General features: G+C 67.7%; 18 protein-coding genes. 8 read left to right on the forward strand and 10 right to left on the reverse strand.

Going from position 1 to position 19,432, the window contains the following annotated elements; all coding sequences use genetic code 11:
• Positions 1-31: 31 nt before the first annotated feature.
• The 4 genes from phoH2 to AC5Y4N_RS00745 form a co-directional block, all read right to left on the reverse strand.
• Positions 32-1,330, reverse strand: coding sequence for an RNA 5'-3' helicase PhoH2 (phoH2, locus tag AC5Y4N_RS00730; protein WP_499909850.1), 1,299 nt, complete (start codon positions 1,328-1,330; stop codon positions 32-34).
• Positions 1,331-1,517: 187 nt separating this feature from the next.
• Complete coding sequence (locus tag AC5Y4N_RS00735; protein ID WP_499909602.1) at positions 1,518-2,342, reverse strand: acyl-ACP desaturase; 825 nt, start codon at positions 2,340-2,342, stop codon at positions 1,518-1,520.
• A gap of 69 nt (positions 2,343-2,411) precedes the next feature.
• Entirely contained in the window at positions 2,412-3,860 is a 1,449-nt protein-coding gene (locus AC5Y4N_RS00740) for a glycine hydroxymethyltransferase (RefSeq protein ID WP_499909600.1), read from the reverse strand.
• Positions 3,861-3,908: 48 nt separating this feature from the next.
• Positions 3,909-5,105, reverse strand: coding sequence for a DUF885 domain-containing protein (locus AC5Y4N_RS00745; protein ID WP_499909599.1), 1,197 nt, complete (start codon positions 5,103-5,105; stop codon positions 3,909-3,911).
• Between the two features lie 58 nt (positions 5,106-5,163).
• On the opposite strand from AC5Y4N_RS00745, the gene coaA reads away from it, so the two are divergent.
• The gene (coaA, locus tag AC5Y4N_RS00750; protein ID WP_499909598.1) at positions 5,164-6,099 is read left to right on the forward strand and encodes a type I pantothenate kinase; all 936 of its coding nucleotides are present in this window, start codon (positions 5,164-5,166) and stop codon (positions 6,097-6,099) included.
• Between the two features lie 69 nt (positions 6,100-6,168).
• Here coaA and AC5Y4N_RS00755 read toward each other — a convergent pair whose 3' ends face one another.
• From AC5Y4N_RS00755 to AC5Y4N_RS00765, 3 genes are all read right to left on the reverse strand, one after another.
• Positions 6,169-6,579 carry a hypothetical protein gene (locus AC5Y4N_RS00755; protein WP_499909597.1) on the reverse strand — a complete coding sequence of 137 codons (411 nt, stop codon included), beginning with the start codon at positions 6,577-6,579 and terminating at the stop codon, positions 6,169-6,171.
• Between the two features lie 97 nt (positions 6,580-6,676).
• Positions 6,677-7,495, reverse strand: coding sequence for an enoyl-CoA hydratase/isomerase family protein (locus AC5Y4N_RS00760; RefSeq protein ID WP_499909596.1), 819 nt, complete (start codon positions 7,493-7,495; stop codon positions 6,677-6,679).
• Entirely contained in the window at positions 7,488-8,540 is a 1,053-nt protein-coding gene (locus tag AC5Y4N_RS00765) for an LLM class F420-dependent oxidoreductase (protein ID WP_499909594.1), read from the reverse strand. Before AC5Y4N_RS00765 ends, AC5Y4N_RS00760 begins: the two co-directional genes overlap by 8 nt.
• A gap of 64 nt (positions 8,541-8,604) precedes the next feature.
• Between AC5Y4N_RS00765 and AC5Y4N_RS00770 the strand changes: the two genes are divergently transcribed.
• Positions 8,605-10,095, forward strand: coding sequence for an acyl-CoA carboxylase subunit beta (locus AC5Y4N_RS00770; RefSeq protein ID WP_499909592.1), 1,491 nt, complete (start codon positions 8,605-8,607; stop codon positions 10,093-10,095).
• Here the strand turns inward: AC5Y4N_RS00770 and AC5Y4N_RS00775 are convergent.
• On the reverse strand, positions 10,085-11,170 hold the full coding sequence (locus AC5Y4N_RS00775) for an alpha/beta fold hydrolase (protein WP_499909590.1): 1,086 nt from the start codon (positions 11,168-11,170) through the stop codon (positions 10,085-10,087). The two genes, AC5Y4N_RS00770 and AC5Y4N_RS00775, sit on opposite strands and share 11 nt — an antisense overlap.
• Before the next feature lie 71 nt (positions 11,171-11,241).
• Here AC5Y4N_RS00775 and AC5Y4N_RS00780 point away from each other — a divergent pair, with 71 nt between their 5' ends.
• Positions 11,242-12,636: a WS/DGAT/MGAT family O-acyltransferase gene (locus AC5Y4N_RS00780; RefSeq protein ID WP_499909588.1), complete on the forward strand. Its 1,395-nt coding sequence runs from the start codon at positions 11,242-11,244 to the stop codon at positions 12,634-12,636.
• On the opposite strand, the gene AC5Y4N_RS00785 is transcribed toward AC5Y4N_RS00780, so the two are convergent.
• Positions 12,633-13,694, reverse strand: a complete 1,062-nt coding sequence (locus AC5Y4N_RS00785) for a TIGR03857 family LLM class F420-dependent oxidoreductase (RefSeq protein ID WP_499909586.1) — start codon at positions 13,692-13,694, stop codon at positions 12,633-12,635. The two genes, AC5Y4N_RS00780 and AC5Y4N_RS00785, sit on opposite strands and share 4 nt — an antisense overlap.
• Positions 13,695-13,770: 76 nt before the next feature.
• Here AC5Y4N_RS00785 and AC5Y4N_RS00790 point away from each other — a divergent pair, with 76 nt between their 5' ends.
• Both AC5Y4N_RS00790 and AC5Y4N_RS00795 read left to right on the forward strand, forming a co-directional pair.
• Positions 13,771-14,625 (forward strand): hypothetical protein, encoded by an 855-nt coding sequence (locus AC5Y4N_RS00790; RefSeq protein WP_499909584.1) that lies wholly within the window; start codon positions 13,771-13,773, stop codon positions 14,623-14,625.
• A 1-nt stretch (position 14,626) separates the two neighbouring features.
• A complete protein-coding gene (locus AC5Y4N_RS00795) occupies positions 14,627-15,043 on the forward strand; it encodes a nuclear transport factor 2 family protein (RefSeq protein WP_499909582.1) in 417 nt (138 codons plus the stop codon).
• 24 nt (positions 15,044-15,067) lie between these two features.
• Here the strand turns inward: AC5Y4N_RS00795 and AC5Y4N_RS00800 are convergent, their stop codons facing one another.
• Positions 15,068-16,084, reverse strand: a complete 1,017-nt coding sequence (locus AC5Y4N_RS00800) for an NAD-dependent epimerase/dehydratase family protein (RefSeq protein ID WP_499909580.1) — start codon at positions 16,082-16,084, stop codon at positions 15,068-15,070.
• Positions 16,085-16,172: 88 nt separating this feature from the next.
• Here AC5Y4N_RS00800 and AC5Y4N_RS00805 point away from each other — a divergent pair, with 88 nt between their 5' ends.
• Genes AC5Y4N_RS00805 through AC5Y4N_RS00815 form a run of 3 tightly spaced genes read left to right on the forward strand, consistent with a single transcriptional unit; the run spans position 16,173 to position 19,419 of the window.
• Positions 16,173-17,165: an aromatic ring-hydroxylating oxygenase subunit alpha gene (locus AC5Y4N_RS00805; protein WP_499909578.1), complete on the forward strand. Its 993-nt coding sequence runs from the start codon at positions 16,173-16,175 to the stop codon at positions 17,163-17,165.
• Positions 17,162-17,782: a cysteine hydrolase family protein gene (locus AC5Y4N_RS00810; protein ID WP_499909576.1), complete on the forward strand. Its 621-nt coding sequence runs from the start codon at positions 17,162-17,164 to the stop codon at positions 17,780-17,782. The genes AC5Y4N_RS00805 and AC5Y4N_RS00810 overlap by 4 nt, the downstream gene beginning before the upstream one ends.
• Positions 17,767-19,419, forward strand: a complete 1,653-nt coding sequence (locus AC5Y4N_RS00815; RefSeq protein WP_499909574.1) for an acyl-CoA synthetase — start codon at positions 17,767-17,769, stop codon at positions 19,417-19,419. Before AC5Y4N_RS00810 ends, AC5Y4N_RS00815 begins: the two co-directional genes overlap by 16 nt.
• Positions 19,420-19,432: the final 13 nt, after the last annotated feature.

Raw genomic sequence — 19,432 nt, forward strand, 5'->3', positions numbered from 1 at the left:
GGCAGCTTACCGGCCGGAGCTTGAAGCGCCGCTACGGCAACGCGCCGGGGCTGATCTCCTCGAGCATCTCGGTGACCAGCGCCGCGATCGGCGACCGTTCGCTGCGCACCAGCGTGATGTGGGCGAACAGCGGATGGCCCTTGAGTTTTTCGATGACGGCCGCGACGCCGTCGTGGCGACCCACCCGCAGGTTGTCACGCTGGGCGACGTCGTGAGTGAGCACCACGCGCGAGCCCGCCCCCAGCCGCGACAGCACAGTCAGCAGCACGTTGCGTTCCAATGACTGTGCCTCGTCGACGATCACGAACGAGTCGTGCAGCGACCGGCCCCGAATGTGGGTCAGCGGCAGCACTTCGAGCATTCCCCGCGACAGCACCTCGTCGAGCACCGCGGGACTGGCCAGGCCTTCCAAAGTGTCGAAGACCGCCTGCGCCCAAGGGCCCATCTTGTCGCTCTCGCTGCCCGGGAGATAGCCCAGATCCTGGCCGCCGACCGCGTATAGGGGCCGGAACACCACGACCTTGCGATGCGTACGCCGCTCGAGCACGGCCTCAAGACCCGCACACAGTGCCAGCGCCGACTTCCCGGTGCCTGCCTTGCCGCCCAGCGACACGATGCCCACGGATTCGTCGAGCAGAAGATCCAGCGCCACCCGCTGCTCGGCGGAGCGGCCGCGCAACCCGAACACCTCACGGTCGCCGCGCACCAGCTGCACCCGCTTGCCGGCATTGACGCGCCCGAGTGCGTGCGAGGCACCGCCAAGCAACCGGATCCCGGTGTGGCACGGCAGATCTCGCGCCGCCTGCAGGTCGATCTCGCCATCGGCGAACAGCGCGTTGATGTCGGCCGCGGACGCGTCGAGTTCGGCCATGCCGGTCCAGCCTGACACGATCACGTCCTGGGCGTGGTACTCGTCGGCGCGCAGGCCCACCGCGCCGGCCTTGACGCGAAGCGGAATGTCCTTGCTCACCAACGTGACTCGTTTGCCCTCGGCCGCGAGGTTGGCCGCACAGGTCAGGATGCGCGCGTCGTTGGTGTCGGTGCGGAAGCCGGCGGGCAGCACTGCCGGGTCGCTGTGGTTGAGTTCGACGTGCAGCGTTCCACCTTGTGTCCCAACGGGAATCGGCTGATCCAGCCGCCCGTACTCCAGTCGCAGATCGTCGAACAGCCGCAGCGCCTGCCGGGCGAACCAGCCCAGCTCGTGATGGTGGCGCTTGGCCTCGAGCTCGCTGATCACCACCAACGGAACCACCACTTCGTGTTCGGCGAACCGGGTGGTCGCCCACGGGTCGGACAGCAGCACCGAGGTGTCGAGCACGTAGGTCCGCAGAGGCGATGGCGCTTCGGTCACGTAGAGCTCCTGGAGCCCGCGCGGCCCCGCGGGTCGGCATCGTAGGGCCGGGGGCCGCCCGGATAGCAGAGCGTGTCGCTAGCCATCAGAGGCGACGCTACCCCCGTCGCGGCGTCACCGCCTCGCAGGCGCGCCGGTGCGGCCGCGCCGCGGCCCCCCGTACCGCTCAGCGAACGAAATCGGCGAGCTCTGCCCGGTCGGTCAGACCCCACGACGCGATCGATTCGGCAATACCTCGGCGCATCAGGTTCTCGTCGTAGATGCCGGCTTCGGCGACCGCGGCGACCTTGTCCTTGTAGGCATCGATGTCGGCGCCGACGACTTGTAGTTCGGCCGCCCGCGCGGCGACCGCGCCAACCGTCTCGTCGGGTTCCAGCCGCAGGCACTCGCGCACCAGGTTCTCGAAGAACAGCAGGTGACGCTCCTCGTCGCCGGCGATCCGCTCGATCAGGCCGCGCAGCGTCGGGTCCTCGATACGCTCGGCCAGCCGCCGGCAGAACACCGCGTGCTGACGCTCACGCAGCGCCATGAAAACCAGCGTCTCGATGCGGCTGAAGTGGTCGGCACGGTAGCCCTTCATCACGTGCTGCACACGCACCGCTTCGTTGGCCACCGGGTCGATCTCCCGCGTGACGATCAGGTACTCGCGCAACGCGATCTGGTGCAGAGTCTCTTCGGCGGTCCACCGGCCGATCCACATGCCCCACCAGTCCTCGAGGATGAAGTGCTCGACGAACTCGCGGTGGTAGCCGGACAGGTTGTCCTTGGTCACCAGGAAAATCTCCAGCGCATCGGTGATCGGCCTGGGCAGCGTCGCCTGCGACGGATCCCAGTCACGTCCGCCGAGAAACGCGAAGTTCTCGCCACGGTCGAACGGCACGAAATCATGTGCGTACCACGGCACGGCGGTGTCGATGTGCCGGTGATAATTCTCTCCGACAACGGGTTCGAGCGCCGCCATGAAAGGCGTCATGACAGGTTTCTGTGCCATGCGGTTACAGTAACCCAAGTCTGTGGGAATCGTAAAATTCCGGCGCCGCGCGCCGTATCACGAGTTGGCCTACAGCGTCAATCCCGGATAGAGCGGATTGGCGGCCAGCAACTCGGCCGCCGCGGCGTGCACTCGGGCGGCGGTGCCGTCGCCCAGCGTGTACTTCGCCTTCGACGACCCCTGCGCGGAGGTGTTGGTCAGCACGTCGACCACCAGCTCGGCGACCCGGTCGAACTCGTCGGCGCCGAAGCCGCGGGTGGTCAGCGCCGGGGTGCCGAAGCGAATGCCGCTGGTGTACCAGGCGCCGTTCGGGTCGGCGGGGATTGCGTTGCGGTTGGTGACGACGCCGGAGTCCAGCAGCGCCGACTCCGCCTGGCGCCCGGTCAGCCCGAACGAGGTGACGTCCAGCAGCACGATGTGGTTGTCGGTGCCCCCGGTGACCAGCCGTGCGCCACGCCGCAGGAAGCCGTCGGCCAGCGCCTTGGCATTGTCGGCGACCCGCTGCGCGTAGTCGGCGAACGCGGGCTGGCGGGCTTCGGCCAGCGCAATCGCTTTGGCGGCCATGACATGTGACAGCGGTCCGCCCAGCACCATCGGGCAGCCCTTGTCCACCGCGTCGGAGTACTCGGGTGCGGCCAGCACGAGGCCGCCGCGCGGCCCGCGCAGGGACTTGTGCGTGGTCGTCGTCGTCACGTGCGCGTGCGGCACCGGGTTCTCGTCGCCGGTGAACACCTTGCCCGCCACCAGCCCGGCGAAGTGCGCCATGTCCACCATCAGCGTCGCGCCGACCTCGTCGGCGATCTCGCGCATCTTCGCGAAGTCGATCCGGCGCGGATACGCCGAGTAACCGGCGACCAGGATCAGCGGCTTGAATTCGCGCGCCGCGGCGGCGACGGCGTCGTAGTCCAGCAGTCCCGTCTGTGCATCGGTACCGTAGCTGCGCTGGTAAAACATCTTGCCCGAGATGTTGGGCCGGAAGCCGTGGGTCAGATGGCCGCCGGCATCCAGCGACATCCCGAGCAGTCGCTGATTGCCCAGCTTCGCGCGCAGCTGCTCCCAGTCCGCCTCCGACAGGTCGTTGACGTGCTTGGCACCGGAGTCCGCCAGGCCCGGCGCCTCGACGCGGGTGGCCAGGATCGCCCAGTAGGCCACCAGGTTCGCGTCGATGCCGGAGTGCGGTTGCACATAGGCGTAGGGCGCGCCAAACAGTTCGCGGGCGTGCTCGGCGGCCACCGACTCCACGGTGTCGACGTTCTGGCAGCCCGCATAGAACCGGTGCCCGATGGTGCCTTCGGCGTACTTGTCGGACAGCCAGTTGCCCATGGCCAGCAGCACCGCCGGGGAGGCGTAGTTCTCACTGGCAATCAGCTTCAGCGAATCCCGTTGGTCAGCAAGCTCTTTGCGGGTGGCGGCGGCGATGCGGGGTTCGACGGACTCCATCACCTCGAGAGCGGCTCGAAACGCCGCAGTCGCGGTCTCGACGTAGTCGGGGGCTGTGGTGGCGGAGTCAGCTGTCACGCCAGCCAGCCTATCGCCCGCTGCTGCACAGCCTCGCAGGTCCGCAAGTCAGCGCAGCGCTGACGGAATCAGCGGCTCGTCGAGCAGCCGCGTGAACCGCTCGACGAGGCCGACTCCCGCCGGCCTGGCGTCCAGCCAGCCGCGCAGCAGTCGGTATCCCTCCACGTAGGTGCTGATGTAGGCGCGCCACAGTGGCGACGAGAGGAACCGCAGCATCTGGCGCGCTCGCACGTCGTCCACCAGCAGCCAGCGCTGCAGGTATGCGGCCACGTCGTCGGCGTCGCGGTGTTCGTCGTGCAGCATCAACGCCGCATCCTGGCGCACCGGGATCAACTCGGCCGCCGCGTCGGAGATCGCCTCGGCGCGCGGCCCGTCGAACCGCAGGCCCAGGTCCGCGTAGATGTCGGCCGCCCAGGTGCCCCATCCGGGGCCGACGGCCGCGTACAGCGCCAGGTCGGCGAGGCCTTCGGCCATCAGGCACTGCGGGGTGTTGACCAGAAAGATCGTCTGCTCCTGCTGACCGCGGCCCTTCACGAGCCCGGCCTCTTTACGGCAGTGCTCGGTGTGGTGACCGGGATAGGACTCGTGGGCCACCAGCCGCGGCAGATTCGCCATCTGCTGCTTGAGGTCGGCGTTGACCGCGACCCGCGAGCGATAGTCACCCAGGTAGTAGTTGAAACCCGACCACGGCTTGTCGGTGACGACTTCGTACTCGACGACCTCGCCGGCCGGCAGCGGAAAGACCGCTCGGACCCGGTCGCGCAGCGCGCTGGAGAAGGCGTCGATGCACTCGCGCAGCCGCTGCGGCGGGATCTCATCGGCGCTGCGGTAGGCCTGCATGCGCTCGGCGAGCCGACCACTGCCGCGCAGCGCTTCGTCCAGCCGTGCATGGGCCTCGCGGTACCGGTCGGGGTCGCCCTTGGCGATCGACACGTCGAAGTAGGCGCGCACTTCGTCGACGAAGCCGACGGGCTCGCCGGCGAACTTGCGGCCGGCGCAGGCCAGCGCACGCAGGTGGGCGGCCACGAAGTCCGCCCGCTCGGGTTCCAGAGTTGCCGGGATCAGGCCCAGCAGCTCGTCGGCGCGCCGCGCCAGCTGCGACGGCTCCGGCGGCGGCTCGTTGTCCACGATCCTGCGCAGCGCCGGGTCGCCGGTGAAGGCGTCGACGTAGCCACTCTCGATCCGGTCGAACCGCAGGCCCAGCAAGAGGTATTCACGGATGAAGATGTCAGCGTCGGGTTCCACTGATCACAATGTAGAGGCCCCGGTGGAGCCGGCGACGGCCCCTTGCAAGGATGAGGCCATGGCGCGGCCAAGCGAGCCAAGCCCGTATGTCGAGTTCGACCGGGCTCAATGGCGCGAACTTCGCAAGTCGACGCCGCTGCCGCTCACCGAGGAGGAGCTGTTCCGGCTGCGCGGTCTGGGCGAGCAGCTCGACCTCAACGAGGTGGCCGAGGTCTACCTGCCGCTGGCCCGGTTGATCCACTTGCAGGTCGCCGCGCGGCAGGGGCTGTTCGCCGCGACCGCGGAGTTCCTCGGTGAGCAACGCCAGCGCGAGCGGCCGGTGCCGTTCGTGATCGGCGTGGCCGGCAGCGTGGCCGTCGGCAAGTCCACCACGGCACGCGTGCTGCAGGCGCTGCTCGCTCGCTGGGAACACCACCCGCGCGTGGACCTGGTGACCACCGACGGGTTCCTCTATCCCAACGCCGAGCTGAATCGGCGAAACCTCATGCACCGCAAGGGTTTTCCGGAAAGCTACGACCGCAGAGCCCTGCTGCGGTTCGTCACCGCGGTCAAGTCGGGCGCCGACAAAGTCTGCGCACCCGTGTATTCGCACCTGCTCTATGACATCGTTCCTGGCCAGATGCACGCCGTGCGTCATCCGGACATCCTCATTCTCGAGGGCCTCAACGTGCTGCAGACCGGGCCCACGCTGATGGTGTCGGACCTGTTCGACTTCTCGATCTACGTCGACGCCCGGATCGAGGACATCGAGCAGTGGTACGTCTCGCGGTTTCTCACCATGCGCTCGACCGCGTTCGCCGACCCGGCGTCGCATTTTCACCACTACGCCGCGCTCAACGACCAGCAGGCCGTCGCAGCGGCTCGGGAGATCTGGCGCTCGATCAACAGGCCCAACCTGATCGAGAACATTCTGCCCACCCGCCCACGCGCGACGCTGGTGCTGCGCAAGGACGCCGACCACTCGATCAACCGGCTGCGGCTGCGCAAGCTTTGACGCCCAGCGCCGGCGCGGGGCGCTCGCTGACGTACCACCCCGCGAGGCCCCGCACCGGCTATGGAGGAGTCACGCCCGAAGACGGCGCACTCCGAGGTATTGCAGGTAGGCGAAGAACGCGGTGTACACGCCGGTGGCGAGCGTCACGGCAATCCCGGCCTCGGTCAGCGGAGCAGCGTCAATCAGCACGAGCACCAAGGCCGCCACTGTGCAGACGACGTTGGCCAGGCTGACGCCGATCCCGACGCCCCGCAGCGACGGCAGCGCAGCCAGGTAGTACACCGCGACGCCGTAGACCACGAACGCGGCGCCCACCAGATATTCGGTCGTCGGCGACAGGCCACTGATCGCCGACAGTGGGTTGGCGAATACCGCGACGGCCAGGCCGGCCAGCCCGGTGAGCGTCGCGTCGGCGCGCAGCGCGAACCGCAGCAGGGCGTCGGTGGAGGCGGACAGTGGGCGGGTGGTGATGGCGGTCATCGGTGCTCCTTGCAGCTGGTGGGGTCGAACACCTCCGATGCTGCTCAGCAGCCACTGCCAGGCCCACACCCGGCACTGCCAAACACTGCCAGTCGGGTCAGAGACGCCCGCCGGTGCGCAGATCCGGGTGCACCCAGTCCGGTGAGCGACGCTCTTTGAACGCCCGAACCCCCTCCACGGCCTCCGCCGAGTACAGGCTGGTGGTCATCCCGATCCGGTCGTAGAGGCCGAGGTAGGAATCCAGGCTGGACTTGATCACCGCGCGCGCTCCCGGTGCGGTGCGGCAGCACTGCGTCAGCACCTCGCGGGCCGTCGTCGACAAGTCGTCGTGCGCCACCACCCGGGCGACCATGCCCCAGTCCAACGCCTCCTGTGCGGTCAGCTCCCGGCCGGTGAACATCAGGTCCCGGGTGCGCACGGGACCGATCAGACGCGCCAGCATCTGGCTGTAGTAGGTGTCGGCGTAGCCACGGAACAACTCCGGCACGCGAAATGTGGACCGCTCGCTGACCACCGCCACGTCGCTGCACAACGCGATTTGCAGCCCGCCGCCCTGACACAGGCCGTTGACCGCAGACACCACCGGCTTGACCGACGTGCGCAGCGAGTCGAACGGGGTGATGTCCATCTGCAGCGCCGCACCGAACGTGATCCAATCGTCGGCGCCGCCGCCGCCCATGTCGCCGCCCGGGGCGAACACGTCGCCGGTGCCGGTGATCAGCAGCCCGGCCAGATCGGGGTCTGCGTTGACCCGCCCCACCGCGTAGCGGATGCCGAAGTACATCGCCGGGGTCAGCGCGTTGCGGGCCTCCGGGCGGTCGATCGTGACGACCGCGAACGGCCCCTCCCGCCGAAACGACAGGAACGGTGTTCCCAGCCAGTCGCCCTCGGGCGGCCGCGGAGCGCTATCAGCCATGCAAACTCCTTGTGGGTGTGCGTAATTCGCTGAGGACCTCGACGGCTCTCGCCTCGGGGATGGTCTTCGGCAGGCTGATCAGCACGCGGTCGATCACCCCGTCGCAGCGGCTGCGCAGTTCGGCCGCGAGCGCGTCGATCGGCGCGACCACGGCGAACGCGCCGAGGACGTCGTCGTCGATCAGCGATCCCATCGCGTCCCACTCGCCACGAAGCGACAGCCGGTGCAGCTCGTCGTGCAGCTCACCCCAGCCGTGCAGGTCGAGTACTTTGCGGTAGGCCGGAGTGGACCCGTAGAACGCGATCTGCTTTCGCGTCGCGGCCGCAGCGGCGGCGATGTCGGCGTCTGATTCACCGGTGACGACGAACACCGGGGACATCAATTCGACGTCTGTGCGGCTGCGTCCGGAGCGTTCGATGCCGCGCAGCAGCGTCGGGATCGTCACCTCGTCGAGGTAGCGCTTGGTGGTGAACGCGTGCCCGATCATGCCGTCGGCGACCTCCCCGCACATCTCGGTCATCGCCTCGCCGACCGCCGCGACGAACACCTTGGGGAATGCGTCGGCCATCGGCTCCGGCACGAACATCGGCGTCATCAGCTTGTGGGTGTAGAAGTCGCCTTCGAACCGCAGCGGTGTGCCGTCTCGCCAGCTGGACCAGATGGCCCGCAGGGCGACGATGAATTCCCGCATGCGCGACACCGGCCGGCTCCACGGCATGCTGAAGCGCTTTTCGATGTGCGGCTTGATCTGTGAGCCCAGCCCGAGGATGAACCTGCCGTGCGAATAGGCCTGAAGATCCCAGCCGATGTTCGCGACGGTCATCGGGTTGCGCGCGAATGCCACTGCGATGCTGGTACCCAGCTCCACGCGAGATGTGTGCTCGGCAGCCAGCGCCAGCGGCAGGAACGGGTCGTGGTTGATCTCCGCCGACCAGCACCCGTCATAGCCTTGCCGTTCTGTCTCCGACGCCGCGGCGGGCACCCGGTCGAGTTCGCTGGGGAGGCCGCGGTCGATCTTCAGGCGCGGCGCGGTCCCGGCAGTCATGCGAGATACAGTAAGCCATTCGGTACAACGCGGCGCCAGTGCCCGATGCGGGCGAAGGAGAGGCATGACGAACGCGCACGGCTGGCAGGAGACGCTCGACGACCTCGACCGCCGCCGTCGGCATGCGCGGGCGATGGGCGGTGAGGAGCGGCTGGCCAAGCACCGCAGCCAAGGCAAGCTCGACGCCCGGGCCAGGGTGGACCATCTGCTCGACAAGGGCAGTTTCGCCGAATTCGGCACGCTAGTCGGCGGCGACGTCGCAGCCGACGGAATCGTCGCCGGTTCCGGCTGTGTCGACGGACGGCCGGTGATGATCGGCGCAGAGGACTTCACCACGTTGGCCGGCACCATCGCGCCGGGCAGCAATTCGAAGCGCTACCGGCTCGCCGAATTGGCGCTGCGCAACAAGATTCCGCTCGTCATGCTGCTGGAAGGCGCCGGCTTTCGGCCCGGCGGCCACTACGGGCGCTCACCCACCGACCTGCTGGCCCAGGCGAAGTGCTCGGGCAAGGTGCCGACGGTCGCAGCGGTGCTCGGCGCGTCGGCCGGGCACGGCGCGCTGGTGGCCCCGGTGTGCGACTTCACGATCATGAGCCGCCAGGGCGCGATCTTCACCGCCGGCCCGCCAGTGGTGAAAGAGTCGACGGGAGAGGACATTTCGAAAGAGGAACTGGGCGGACCGAACGTCGCGCTGGCCAGTGGCGTCATCCACAACGTCGCCGACGACGACGCGGCGGTGCTCGACGGCATCCGCCGCTACCTGTCGTACTTCCCGTCGAGCGCGTGGTCGTATCCACCGTCGCAAGCCGGTGACACCAGCGGGCCCCGGGAAACGCCAGAGCTGCTCGAGATCGTGTCCCGCGACAACCGCCGGGTCTACGACATCCGCGACGTGCTCGACGTCGTGTTCGACCGCTCGGACTGGTTCGAGGTGCAACCGCTCTTCGGACGGGCGATCATCTGCGCACTCGCGCATCTGGGCGGACACCCGGTCGCGGTGGTGGCCAATCAGCCCAAGGTGCTCGCCGGGTCGATCGACGCCGACGCCGCCGACAAGGCCGCGCATTTCATCACCGTAGCCGATTCATTCCACCTGCCGATCGTCTTCCTCGCCGACAACCCGGGGATGTTGCCGGGCAGCCAATCCGAGCGCAGCGGCGTATTGCGAAGCGGCGCAAGGATGTTCGCCGCGCAAACGGCAGCCACCACATTGAAGCTGCACGTGACGTTGCGTAAGGCGTACGGGTTCGGGTCGATGGTGATGTCGCTGCTCGGTTTCGACGATCAGCTGGCCACGTTCGCGTACCCGGGCGCCACGATGGGTGCGATGAGCGCCGCTGCGCTGAGCCGGGCGTCGCACGCAGAGCAAGACGTCGCGGCGGCGCTGCGGGAGGCCGAGCTGCAGGCGTCGTACCGGTCGGCAACGCACATGGGTTTCGACGAGCTCATCGACCCGCGCGAGACCCGCAACGCGCTGCTCACCGCCCTGCAGCGGGGGATCTACTTCCGCCAGGCCGCCGCAGAACCAGTGAGCCGCACGGTGATTACGCCGTGAGCGCCTCGGCGAGAAACTTCTCGGTAACCGCCTGAATTCGGCGAGAGAAGATGTGTCCCACGTGGCTGCCGTCGTACCAGTAGAGCCGTCCTCGCCACCGCTGGTGTAGTGCGATCGCTGGTTCGCGCAGCGCCATCTGGTCGTTCCAGGCGCCGACCACGAGCCGCCGGTGCGGTGGCGGCGTGGGTTCGACGGCCAAGGGGTCGACCACGGCTGCCAGCGCTCGAGCTTCGTCGGACTGCAGCAGCGGGCGGAAGCGCTCGCTCGACGGGCCGCCGCGGGCCAGGTGATGCGCGATCATCGCGTTGAGTCCCAGAATCGGCGTGTACACCGCGACCGCGTCGAGCGGCTCGAGCTGCGACACCAGCGCGGCCACCGGGCTCCCCATCGAAACACCGGACACCGCAATCGATTTGGCCTGCGGTCTGAGCCATCGCACGATCGCGCGGACCTCCGATACCGCCCGCATCATGCCGGCGACATTGGCCAGCGCCTCCCTGGCGGGGTAGGCCGGGGCGGCAGTGCGGCGAAATCCGTGTCCGGGCTGCACCGGCAACGCGACGTTGAACCCGAGCTGGTGCAGACGCCCGGCGCGGGAGAAGAACAGGTCGACGGGCTGGCCCTGGCCGGCGCCGTGCACCCACACCACCCACGGTCGCGGACCGTCGGTGTGGCGGCACAGGTACATGCCCGCGATCGCCGGTTCGCCAAGGCCTTCTGCGCGCAGCGACGGCGGCAGTACCGGTTTGTGCTCGAAGGTCAGTTTCTCGTACGACAGCCGCCCGATCTTCTGCCGGCGCACTGCGCTCACCCGCAATGGTGGCGGCTCGCCGTGCGCCGTGGCGACGTCGAGCGACGAAAGCTCCTGTGCCACAGCGCTGTATCCGCTCGACCGAACCGGCGGCGTCGGGAGTCCGCTGATCAGTGACATGCCGGTCAGCGCCGCCTGATCCAGCACCACCTCCGCCAGCTGGCGAATACCGCGCGGCGAGGGTGACCAGTCGGAGGTGTCCAGTCCGGCGATCGCACGCGGGACTACGCCGCTGACTTCCTTGACGATCGAGGCGACATCCATCAGTGCAATCTATTACGCGCTGATGCGCCGACCGGCCACCTGATCGGGCACAAGCTGCGTAAGGTCACAGCATGAACCGGTTGTCGAGTGCAGATGCAGCGTTCTGGTTCGCCGAGTCCCCGTCGTGGCACATGCATGTGGGAGCTTCGGCGATCTGCGACCCGTCGGACGCACCGGATTTCAGCTTCGAGTCGGTGCGCAAGCTGATCGCCGCGCGGCTGCCCGAACTTCCGCAGCTGCGTTGGCGCGTGGCCGGGGCGCCGCTCGGGCTGGACCGGCCGTGGTTCGTCGAAGACCACGATCTCGACATCGACTTCCACATCCGCCACATCGCGGTCCCCTCGCCCGGTGGGCGGCGGGAGTTCAACGAACTCGTGGGCCGATTGATGTCCTACAAGCTCGACCGCTCCAAGCCGCTGTGGGAGCTGTGGTTCATCGAAGGCCTCGAGAACGGCCGCGCCGCGATTGTCACCAAGATGCATCACGCCGTGATCGACGGGGTGTCGGGCGCGGGGCTCAGCGAGATCTTGCTGGACGTCACGCCCGAGCCGCGCCCACCCGCGCTCGACGTGGACCGGTCACTGGTCGGGGTGCGAATGCCCCGGCCGGAGATGCGCGCCCTGGGCGGGCTGGTCAACGTCGGCGTCAAGACCCCCTACCGCATCGCGCGCCTGGTGGAGCAGACCGTGCGCCAACAGCTGGCCGTTCGGGGTATCGCGAACAGGCCGCCGCGCTACTTCGACGCTCCGACAACACGATTCAACGCGCCGATCTCACCGCACCGGCGCGTCACCGGGGCCAGCGTGCCCCTGGATCGGGTGAAGGCGGTCAAGGACGCCTACGGCGTGAAGGTCAACGACGTAGTGCTCGCTTTGGTGTCGGGTGCGATGCGCCGCTACCTCGACGACCGCGGCGAGCTTCCCGACAAGTCGCTGGTGACCCAAATTCCGGTGTCCACCCGTCCCGATGGGAACAACGACATCGGCAACCAGGTCAGCACGATGACGATCTCGCTCGCCACCGATATCGCCGACCCCGCCGAACGGATCAGGGCCATCTACGCCAATTCCCAGGGCGCCAAAGAGATGGCGAAGGCGTTGACCGCACATCAGATCATGGGCCTGACAGAGACGACGCCGCCCGGGCTGCTGTCACTGGCCGCGCGCGCGTACACCGCGAGCGGAATCGGTCGGTCCTTGGCGCCGGTGAACGTCGTGATCTCCAACGTCCCCGGACCGGACTTTCCGCTTTACTTGTCCGGGGCAATGCTGGAGCGGCTGATGCCGGTCGGACCGCTCGTTCTCGACATCGGCCTCAACATCACCTGCTTCTCGTACCGCGGCGCAATGGACTTCGGATTCGTCACCACCCCGGAGATCGCCCGCGACATCGACGACATGGCCGACGCCATCGAGCCGGCGCTGAAAGACCTCGAAGTCGGGGCGGGTCTGGCCAGCCGGCGCTAGGCCGGCTGGCGGTACGCCTCGACGATCGGGGCCAATTCGTCGGGTGTGGCGCCGTGCATGATCACGCAGTCGGCGCCGTAGTCGAATTCCTTGCGCACCCGCTCGACGCACTGCTGCGCCGACCCGGTGGCCGACACCTGCAGCCATTCGTCGGGGATCAGCGCCGCGATGTGCTCGATCTGTTCCGGGGTGGCCTTGTGGTCGATTCCGCCGGCGATCGACGTCACCACGGGATCCTGCCGAAACTGTTGCAGCACACCAGGGTCCCAGCCGTTGGTCTTCACCAGAAGATCGCCGTAGCCCTGCAGGTACGTGGCCAGCCGGGCGACGGTCTTCTTCAGCCGCAACTCCTCGGGAAGGTGATCACCGACAGTCGCCAAACAGGACCACACCCGCACGCTGGCCGGATCGCGACCGGCCGTCTCGGCGGCGTCCTTGACGGTCTTGACGCACCGTTGCAGCGTTTCCGGCGTGAAGTACGTGTGCAGGATGACGTCGTCGAAAGCCCGACCACCCAACGCCAACGTGGCCGGTCCGAACGCGACGATGGCCAGCCGGATGTCCTCGTGGAAATCGGGATCGAGAAACAAGATCGGATACTTGCCCATCGGCCCGTCGTGATTGAAGATCACCTCCCCATGCCACAGCCGGCGCATCACGTTGGCGAAGTCCTCCATCTGCGCTGTGGTGACCGTGGGAATGCCGAATGCCCCGTAGATCGCGGCGATGCCCCGGCCGATGCCGAGCGTGAACCGGCCACCGGAGAGGCGGTGCATGGTGGTGGCCCACGATCCGGTGATCAGCGGATGGCGCGTGTTGTGATTGGTTGCGGCCGTGGCGATTTGCATCCGGCTGGTGACTGCACACGCCGCGCCCACAAGCGACGACGCCTCCTTGACGTTCCAGCGCTCGGAGATGAACGCCGTGCCGAACCCCAGCTGTTCGCCGCGGCTGGCCTCCTCTGTCAACGTCGCAGGCCCTTCCCCGCCGGCGCCGGCCAGCAGGTAGTAGCCGAGCTCGTCGAGGACGGGAGCACTCGCGGTGTCCAGTTGCGTCATGCGAAAACCTCCGGCGCGCCGACGTGCAGCCGCGGGTGAGCGGAAGGGTCATCATATATGGGCGTTAGGAGGTCGAATGCCACGCGACATTCGTGAACTGGTCGATCAGCCGGAGGCGTACGCGGCCGAGCTTCGTCGGCGCTGGGGTGGGCTGTTGAGCTACCGCTACATCGGCCGCAGGTACGCGCAGATGGACCTGGGGCCGGTCGACAACACGGTCACGGTGCGCCGCGACATGCGCAACGCGACGGGTGGGCTGCTGCTTGCGGTGCTGGGTATCGCCTCGCCCGAGGGCGGCCACATGTCGGACCTCGAGGCGGTGCCCAACCCGGTCATCCACTCCTGCCAGGTGCTCGATCCGGGTCGCGACGTGCGCCGCATCGAGATCGTCTCCGAGGAGCTCAAGCGAGGCCGGCAGATGGGGTACAGCCGGTCGAAGATCGTCGACGCCGACAATCCGCCGCGCGTGCTGGCGCTGACCCAGGGACAGGGCATCAGCATCGGCACTCCTCCGGACGGCCTGAAAAAGATGACGGTCGATCCGATCGAGGTGACCGACTCGGCCGGAATGCCCCCGCTGTGGCAGGTTTTCGGCGGTCGCCGCCGCGCCGACGGCCGGTGGGCACTTCCCGAACTGGAGGACAGAGTCGCTTCGCCGGACGCTGCACTGCATATCGGCCCGCAGTTCGTGATCTTGGAAACAGCGGCGCTGGAACTGGCGGCCGATGCTGTGCGAACGCCGCTAGTGCAAGGTGTTTCGTCGCATGTGATGTTCGTGGCACGAGGCAAGGCCGGACCGTTCCGCGTCGACGGTGAGGCTTTCCTCGGCGCCGACGGCACCGTCGGGGTTCGGGTGGTCATGCACGACGAAGGCGCCGACGACCGACTGACGACCGTGGGTTCCTACGTGTTCAGCGCCGAGAAGGCCTGACGTGGAGCCGTGGGAGCTGGCCGCGCGCGAACGCATCCGGGACACTCTCGCCGGTTACAACTGGTCGGGTGATTCGGGGCGGTTGCACGACATGGCCGAAACATTTTGTGAAAACGGTGAATTGGAGCTGCGGGGCGAGGAGCCGCTGTGCGGGCGCTCCGCGATCATCGAATTCCTCAGCGGGATAACGTCTTCGGCACGCATTGTCCGGCACAACCTCACGAACATCCGGTTCGTGGAGCTCACCACGGAGCACGCCCGAGTCGCGTCGTACTTCACGGTCGTCACCGACATCGGCCTGGACCACTACGGCCGCTACCGCGACAGGCTCGAGCCGGTCGGTGACCAGTGGCTGATCCGGCACCGGTTCGTCTCGACAGACTGGGTGGCACCGAACTCGATTATGGCGCAGCGGTGAAGCGCGCACTTTGACTGCGAAACGTCACTTTCGGTGGGCGCCGGATCGCTGCCGACGGCGCTCCTGGTAGAAGCGTGCGGCCGCAGCAATCGCCTCAGGCGTGGGCCGTGGCTGCCATCCGAGTTCACGCACGGCCTTGCTGTGGTCCATCGGCGACATGATGTGGGCCAGCCGTGCGCTGACACGGTTGATCGGCACATCACGACGCAGCACCCGCGACGCGATGTCGCCGACGAACCCGGCCACGGGAAACGCCCAGAACGGCACACCGAACCGCGGCCGCGGTGCGCCGACCGCGTCGGCGGCGGTGTTGAAGATGTCGCGCCAGGACATGAACCGCTCGGAGATGATGTAGCGCTCGCCGACCCGGCCGTTGTCGGCGGCCAGCACCAACGCGGCCGCGGCATCCTCGATTCCGACCACCTCGTACGACAGCCCCTTGACGTAGACCGGCATCTTGCCGGCCGCCACCGCCGCGACCAGGCCGCCGTGCGGGGTAGGCGCCCAGTCCCGCGGGCCGTAGGTGTTGGACACGTTCAGCACCACTGCGGGCAAGCCGCGCTCCCGCGCGTATTCGAGCACCAGGTTCTCGGCCTGTACGCGCGACTGGATGTAGCCACCACCCTTGCCGTACCAGGTGAACGGCGTGTCCTCGTCGGCAAGCCCGCTGTCGCTGATGCCGATGGTGCCGATCGTGCTGATGAACACGAACCGCTCGAGGTTCGCGTCGACCGCGGCGTCGAGCACGTGCCGCAGGCCCTCGACATTGGTCTTGAACAGCGGCGCGGGGTCGCGCAGCCACGCCCGGGTGTCCACCACGCAGTAGAAGACCACGTCGCAGCCGGCCATCGCCTCGCGCAGCGCGTCGACGTCGAAGATGTCACCGTAGCGGTATTCGACGTCGAGGTCCGAAATGCCCTGAGTAACACTCGTTTTGCGGACCAGCACGCGCACGTCGTCACCGCGATCGACGAGCTGCCGGGTGACATGCGAGCCCAGAAACCCGCTCGCACCGATGACGAGTTTCTTGTTCCCCGCCACCTCGCTCCTCTCATCGTGGCCGACGACCGCTGGCCGCCCGATGTCGATACTGTAACCTCTTCGGTATCGATTGAGCGGAGGGATGCGCGTGAAGGTTCCGTTCACCTGGAAGGTCACCGGCTGGTTCATGATCGGCTGGTCAGCGGAGTTTCCCGTCGGCGAGGTCCGGCCACTGCATTACTTCGGTGACGACCTGGTGGTCTACCGCGACCAGTCCGGTGACCTGCACGTGCTGCAGGCGCACTGCCGTCACCTCGGGGCCCACATCGGCCACGGCGGCAAAGTCGTCGGAGACTGCGTCGAGTGCCCGTTTCATGGCTGGCGCTGGGGTCCCGACGGCACCAACCGCTACATCCCCTACCAGCCTGACCGGCCGAACCGCGCGTTGAGGCTGCGCGTGTACCCGGTGGTGGAGCAGTACGACTGCGTGTTCGTCTGGCATCAGCCCCAGGGCAAGGAACCGCAGTGGCAGATGCCGGACATCTTCACCTCCTTCCCGCAATTCGAGACCGACCCGTCCGCGTATTACCGCCCGTATCCGGAGTTTTCGCGACGCACCGAGAACGAGCCGGTGCATCCACAGATCGTCGCCGAGAACGGCCCGGACAGCGCGCACTTCCACTACGTGCACAAGGCCACGGTGACGCCGGTGTGCCTGGACTGGCGCATCGTCGACCACGAGTGGCGATTCCTCACCGGCTGGCCCGATGCCCGCGCCGACGACCCCGACACCATGGCGTTGCGTATCCACAGCCACATGTTCGGGCTCGGCGGAGCGATCAGCGCGTTCGAGGGCTCGTCCAACCACCGGCTGATTTTCGCGGTCACGCCGGTCGACGACGGCTTGTCGACGATGTTCTACTCGATCTGGTGGCCGAAGCTGCCCGGCGAGAGCTCCGACGTTCCGCCCGCCGCGGTTCGCGAGCAGGTGGAGAAGCAGTTCTTGCGCACGGTCTGGGAGGACCTGGACATCTGGCGCTACCAGGAGTACATCGAGCGCCCACCGCTGTCCAAAACCGATGCCAAACCCTATATGGCCCTGCGTAAGTGGGCCACGCAGTTCTACGAGACCCCGGCGTGACGGTGCCGCTCGCCGAGGTGGTCGCACCCGAGCACACCGCCGTCGTCACACAGGAGTGCCAAGGCGCGGTGATGGGACCCAACGCCGGTCTGGCGGTGCTGGCCGAGGAGGCTCGCCGCGAGGCGCTGCCGAACATCGTGCGGCTGTTGCCGGCGGCGCGCGCCGCCGGCGTCCAGGTGGTGCACTGCCTGGTACAGCGACGCCCCGACGGGCGCGGGTCCAACCACAACGCGAAGATCTTCTCGGCCGGCCGCGGCAGTGTCGACATAGCGCCCGGCAGTGACGGTGCGACGCTGCTTCCTGAGCTGGGCCCGGAGCCGAGTGACATTGTGCTGTACCGCTGGCATGGCGTCGGCCCGATGGGCGGCACGGACCTCGACGCTATCCTGCGCAATCTCGGGGTGTCGACGATCGTCGGCGTCGGCGTCTCACTGAACATCGCGATCCCCAACCTGGTGATGGACGCGGTCAACGCGGCGTACCGGGTGGTGCTGCCACGCGACGCGGTCGCCGGGTTTCCCGCCGAGTACGGGACTGCGGTCGTCGACTACACCCTGTCCCTGCTCGCGACCATCACCACCACGGATGATCTACTCCGAGCATGGACGACATCGTGAACTTCACCGTGCCCGCGGTGGCCGACGCCGTCGCAGCCGTGATCGGCGACCGGCCGCTGATCACCCAGGGCGACAAGAAGTACACATATGCGCAGATCGTCGACCGGTCGACGCGGCTCGCGTCCTATCTGCACGCGCGCGGGCTGGGCTGTCACACCGAGCGGTCCGCGTTGGCCGGCCACGAGGTGGGCCAGGACCTCGTCGGCATCTACGCCTACAACGGCAACGAGTATGTCGAGGCGATGCTCGGCGCGTGGCGGGCGCGGGTGGCCCCGTTCAACGTCAACTATCGCTACGTCAAGGCGGAACTGCAGTACCTGCTTGCCGATGCCGGCACCACCGCACTGATCTACCACGCCGCGTTCGCGCCGCGGGTCGCCGAAGTGCTGCCCGACCTGCCGAACCTCAAAGTGCTGATTCAGATCGCTGACGGCTCCGGCAACGAATTGCTCGACGGCGCAGTGGATTACGAGACCGTCATCGAGTCCGGCTCGCCGCAGCCGCCGCCCGTCGAGCCGTCGCCGGACGACCTGTACGTGCTGTACACCGGCGGCACCACCGGGATGCCCAAGGGTGTGCTGTGGCGCCAGCACGACATCTTCGTGACATCGTTCGGCGGCCGCAATCTGGTCACCGGCGAGGTGATGACCTCTTACGACGAAATCGCCTCGCGTGCAGCGGAAAATCCGGGTACCAAGATCATGATCCTGCCGCCGCTGATGCACGGCGCCGCGCAGTGGGGTGTCATGACCGCGATCACGACGGGACAGTCTCTGGTGTTCGCGTCGACGGTCGACCGGTTGGACGCCGACGAGGTGGTCCGCACCATCGAGCGGGAAAAAGTGGCGGTGGTGACCGTGGTGGGCGACGCGATCGCGCGGCCGCTTCTGGCTGCGATCGAGCGTGGGACGGCCGACGTGTCGTCGCTGGCCGTGGTGGCCAACGGCGGCGCGATGCTGACGCCCTCGGTCAAAGAACGGCTGATCGAAGCGCTCCCCAACGCGGTGGTGGTCGACGGTGTGGGCTCTTCGGAGACCGGCGCGCAGATGCATCACATGTCGCTGACGGGTGCGGTGTCGACCGGAACGTTCAACCCCGGACCGGACACCTGCGTCGCCGCCGAAGATTTGAGCGCCATCGTGTCGCCGGGGCATGACGGCATCGGCTGGCTGGCACAGAGAGGCTATGTCCCGCTTGGCTACAAGGGCGATGCGGCCAAGACCGCGGCCACTTTCCCGGTGATCGACGGCGTGCGCTACGCGGTGCCGGGCGACCGGGCACGCCACCTCCACAGCGGCGCCATCGAGCTGCTGGGCCGCGATTCGGTGACCATCAACTCCGGCGGCGAGAAGATCTTCGCCGAGGAGGTGGAGCTTTCGATTGCATCGCACCCGGCGGTCGCCGACGTCGTCGTTGCCGGGCGGCCGAGCGAACGCTGGGGCCAAGAGGTGGTGGCGATCGTCGCGCTTGCCGACGGAGCAAGCGTCGAGGAGGACGAGCTGATCGCGCACGCCGCGAAATCCATTGCCCGCTACAAGCTTCCGAAGGCCGTGGTGTTCCGTCCGGTGATCGAACGCAGCCCCGCCGGCAAGGCCGACTACCGCTGGGCCCGCGAGCAAGCGATTTCGGGGCGCTAACCGGCGCTCAGCG

The organism is Mycobacterium sp. NGS19, assembly GCF_059813155.1.

Bases quoted from the DNA above. Each gene is read 5' to 3' on its own strand.
- AC5Y4N_RS00790 (WP_499909584.1), top strand. From the start codon at position 13,771: ATGCCACGCGACATTCGTGAACTGGTCGATCAGCCGGAGGCGTACGCG.
- AC5Y4N_RS00815 (WP_499909574.1), top strand. From the start codon at position 17,767: ATGGACGACATCGTGAACTTCACCGTGCCCGCGGTGGCCGACGCCGTC.
- AC5Y4N_RS00780 (WP_499909588.1), top strand. From the start codon at position 11,242: ATGAACCGGTTGTCGAGTGCAGATGCAGCGTTCTGGTTCGCCGAGTCC.
- AC5Y4N_RS00760 (WP_499909596.1), bottom strand. From the start codon at position 7,495: ATGGCTGATAGCGCTCCGCGGCCGCCCGAGGGCGACTGGCTGGGAACA.
- coaA (WP_499909598.1), top strand. From the start codon at position 5,164: ATGGCGCGGCCAAGCGAGCCAAGCCCGTATGTCGAGTTCGACCGGGCT.
- AC5Y4N_RS00775 (WP_499909590.1), bottom strand. From the start codon at position 11,170: ATGGATGTCGCCTCGATCGTCAAGGAAGTCAGCGGCGTAGTCCCGCGT.
- AC5Y4N_RS00755 (WP_499909597.1), bottom strand. From the start codon at position 6,579: ATGACCGCCATCACCACCCGCCCACTGTCCGCCTCCACCGACGCCCTG.
- AC5Y4N_RS00785 (WP_499909586.1), bottom strand. From the start codon at position 13,694: ATGACGCAACTGGACACCGCGAGTGCTCCCGTCCTCGACGAGCTCGGC.
- AC5Y4N_RS00770 (WP_499909592.1), top strand. From the start codon at position 8,605: ATGACGAACGCGCACGGCTGGCAGGAGACGCTCGACGACCTCGACCGC.
- AC5Y4N_RS00765 (WP_499909594.1), bottom strand. From the start codon at position 8,540: ATGACTGCCGGGACCGCGCCGCGCCTGAAGATCGACCGCGGCCTCCCC.
- AC5Y4N_RS00735 (WP_499909602.1), bottom strand. From the start codon at position 2,342: ATGGCACAGAAACCTGTCATGACGCCTTTCATGGCGGCGCTCGAACCC.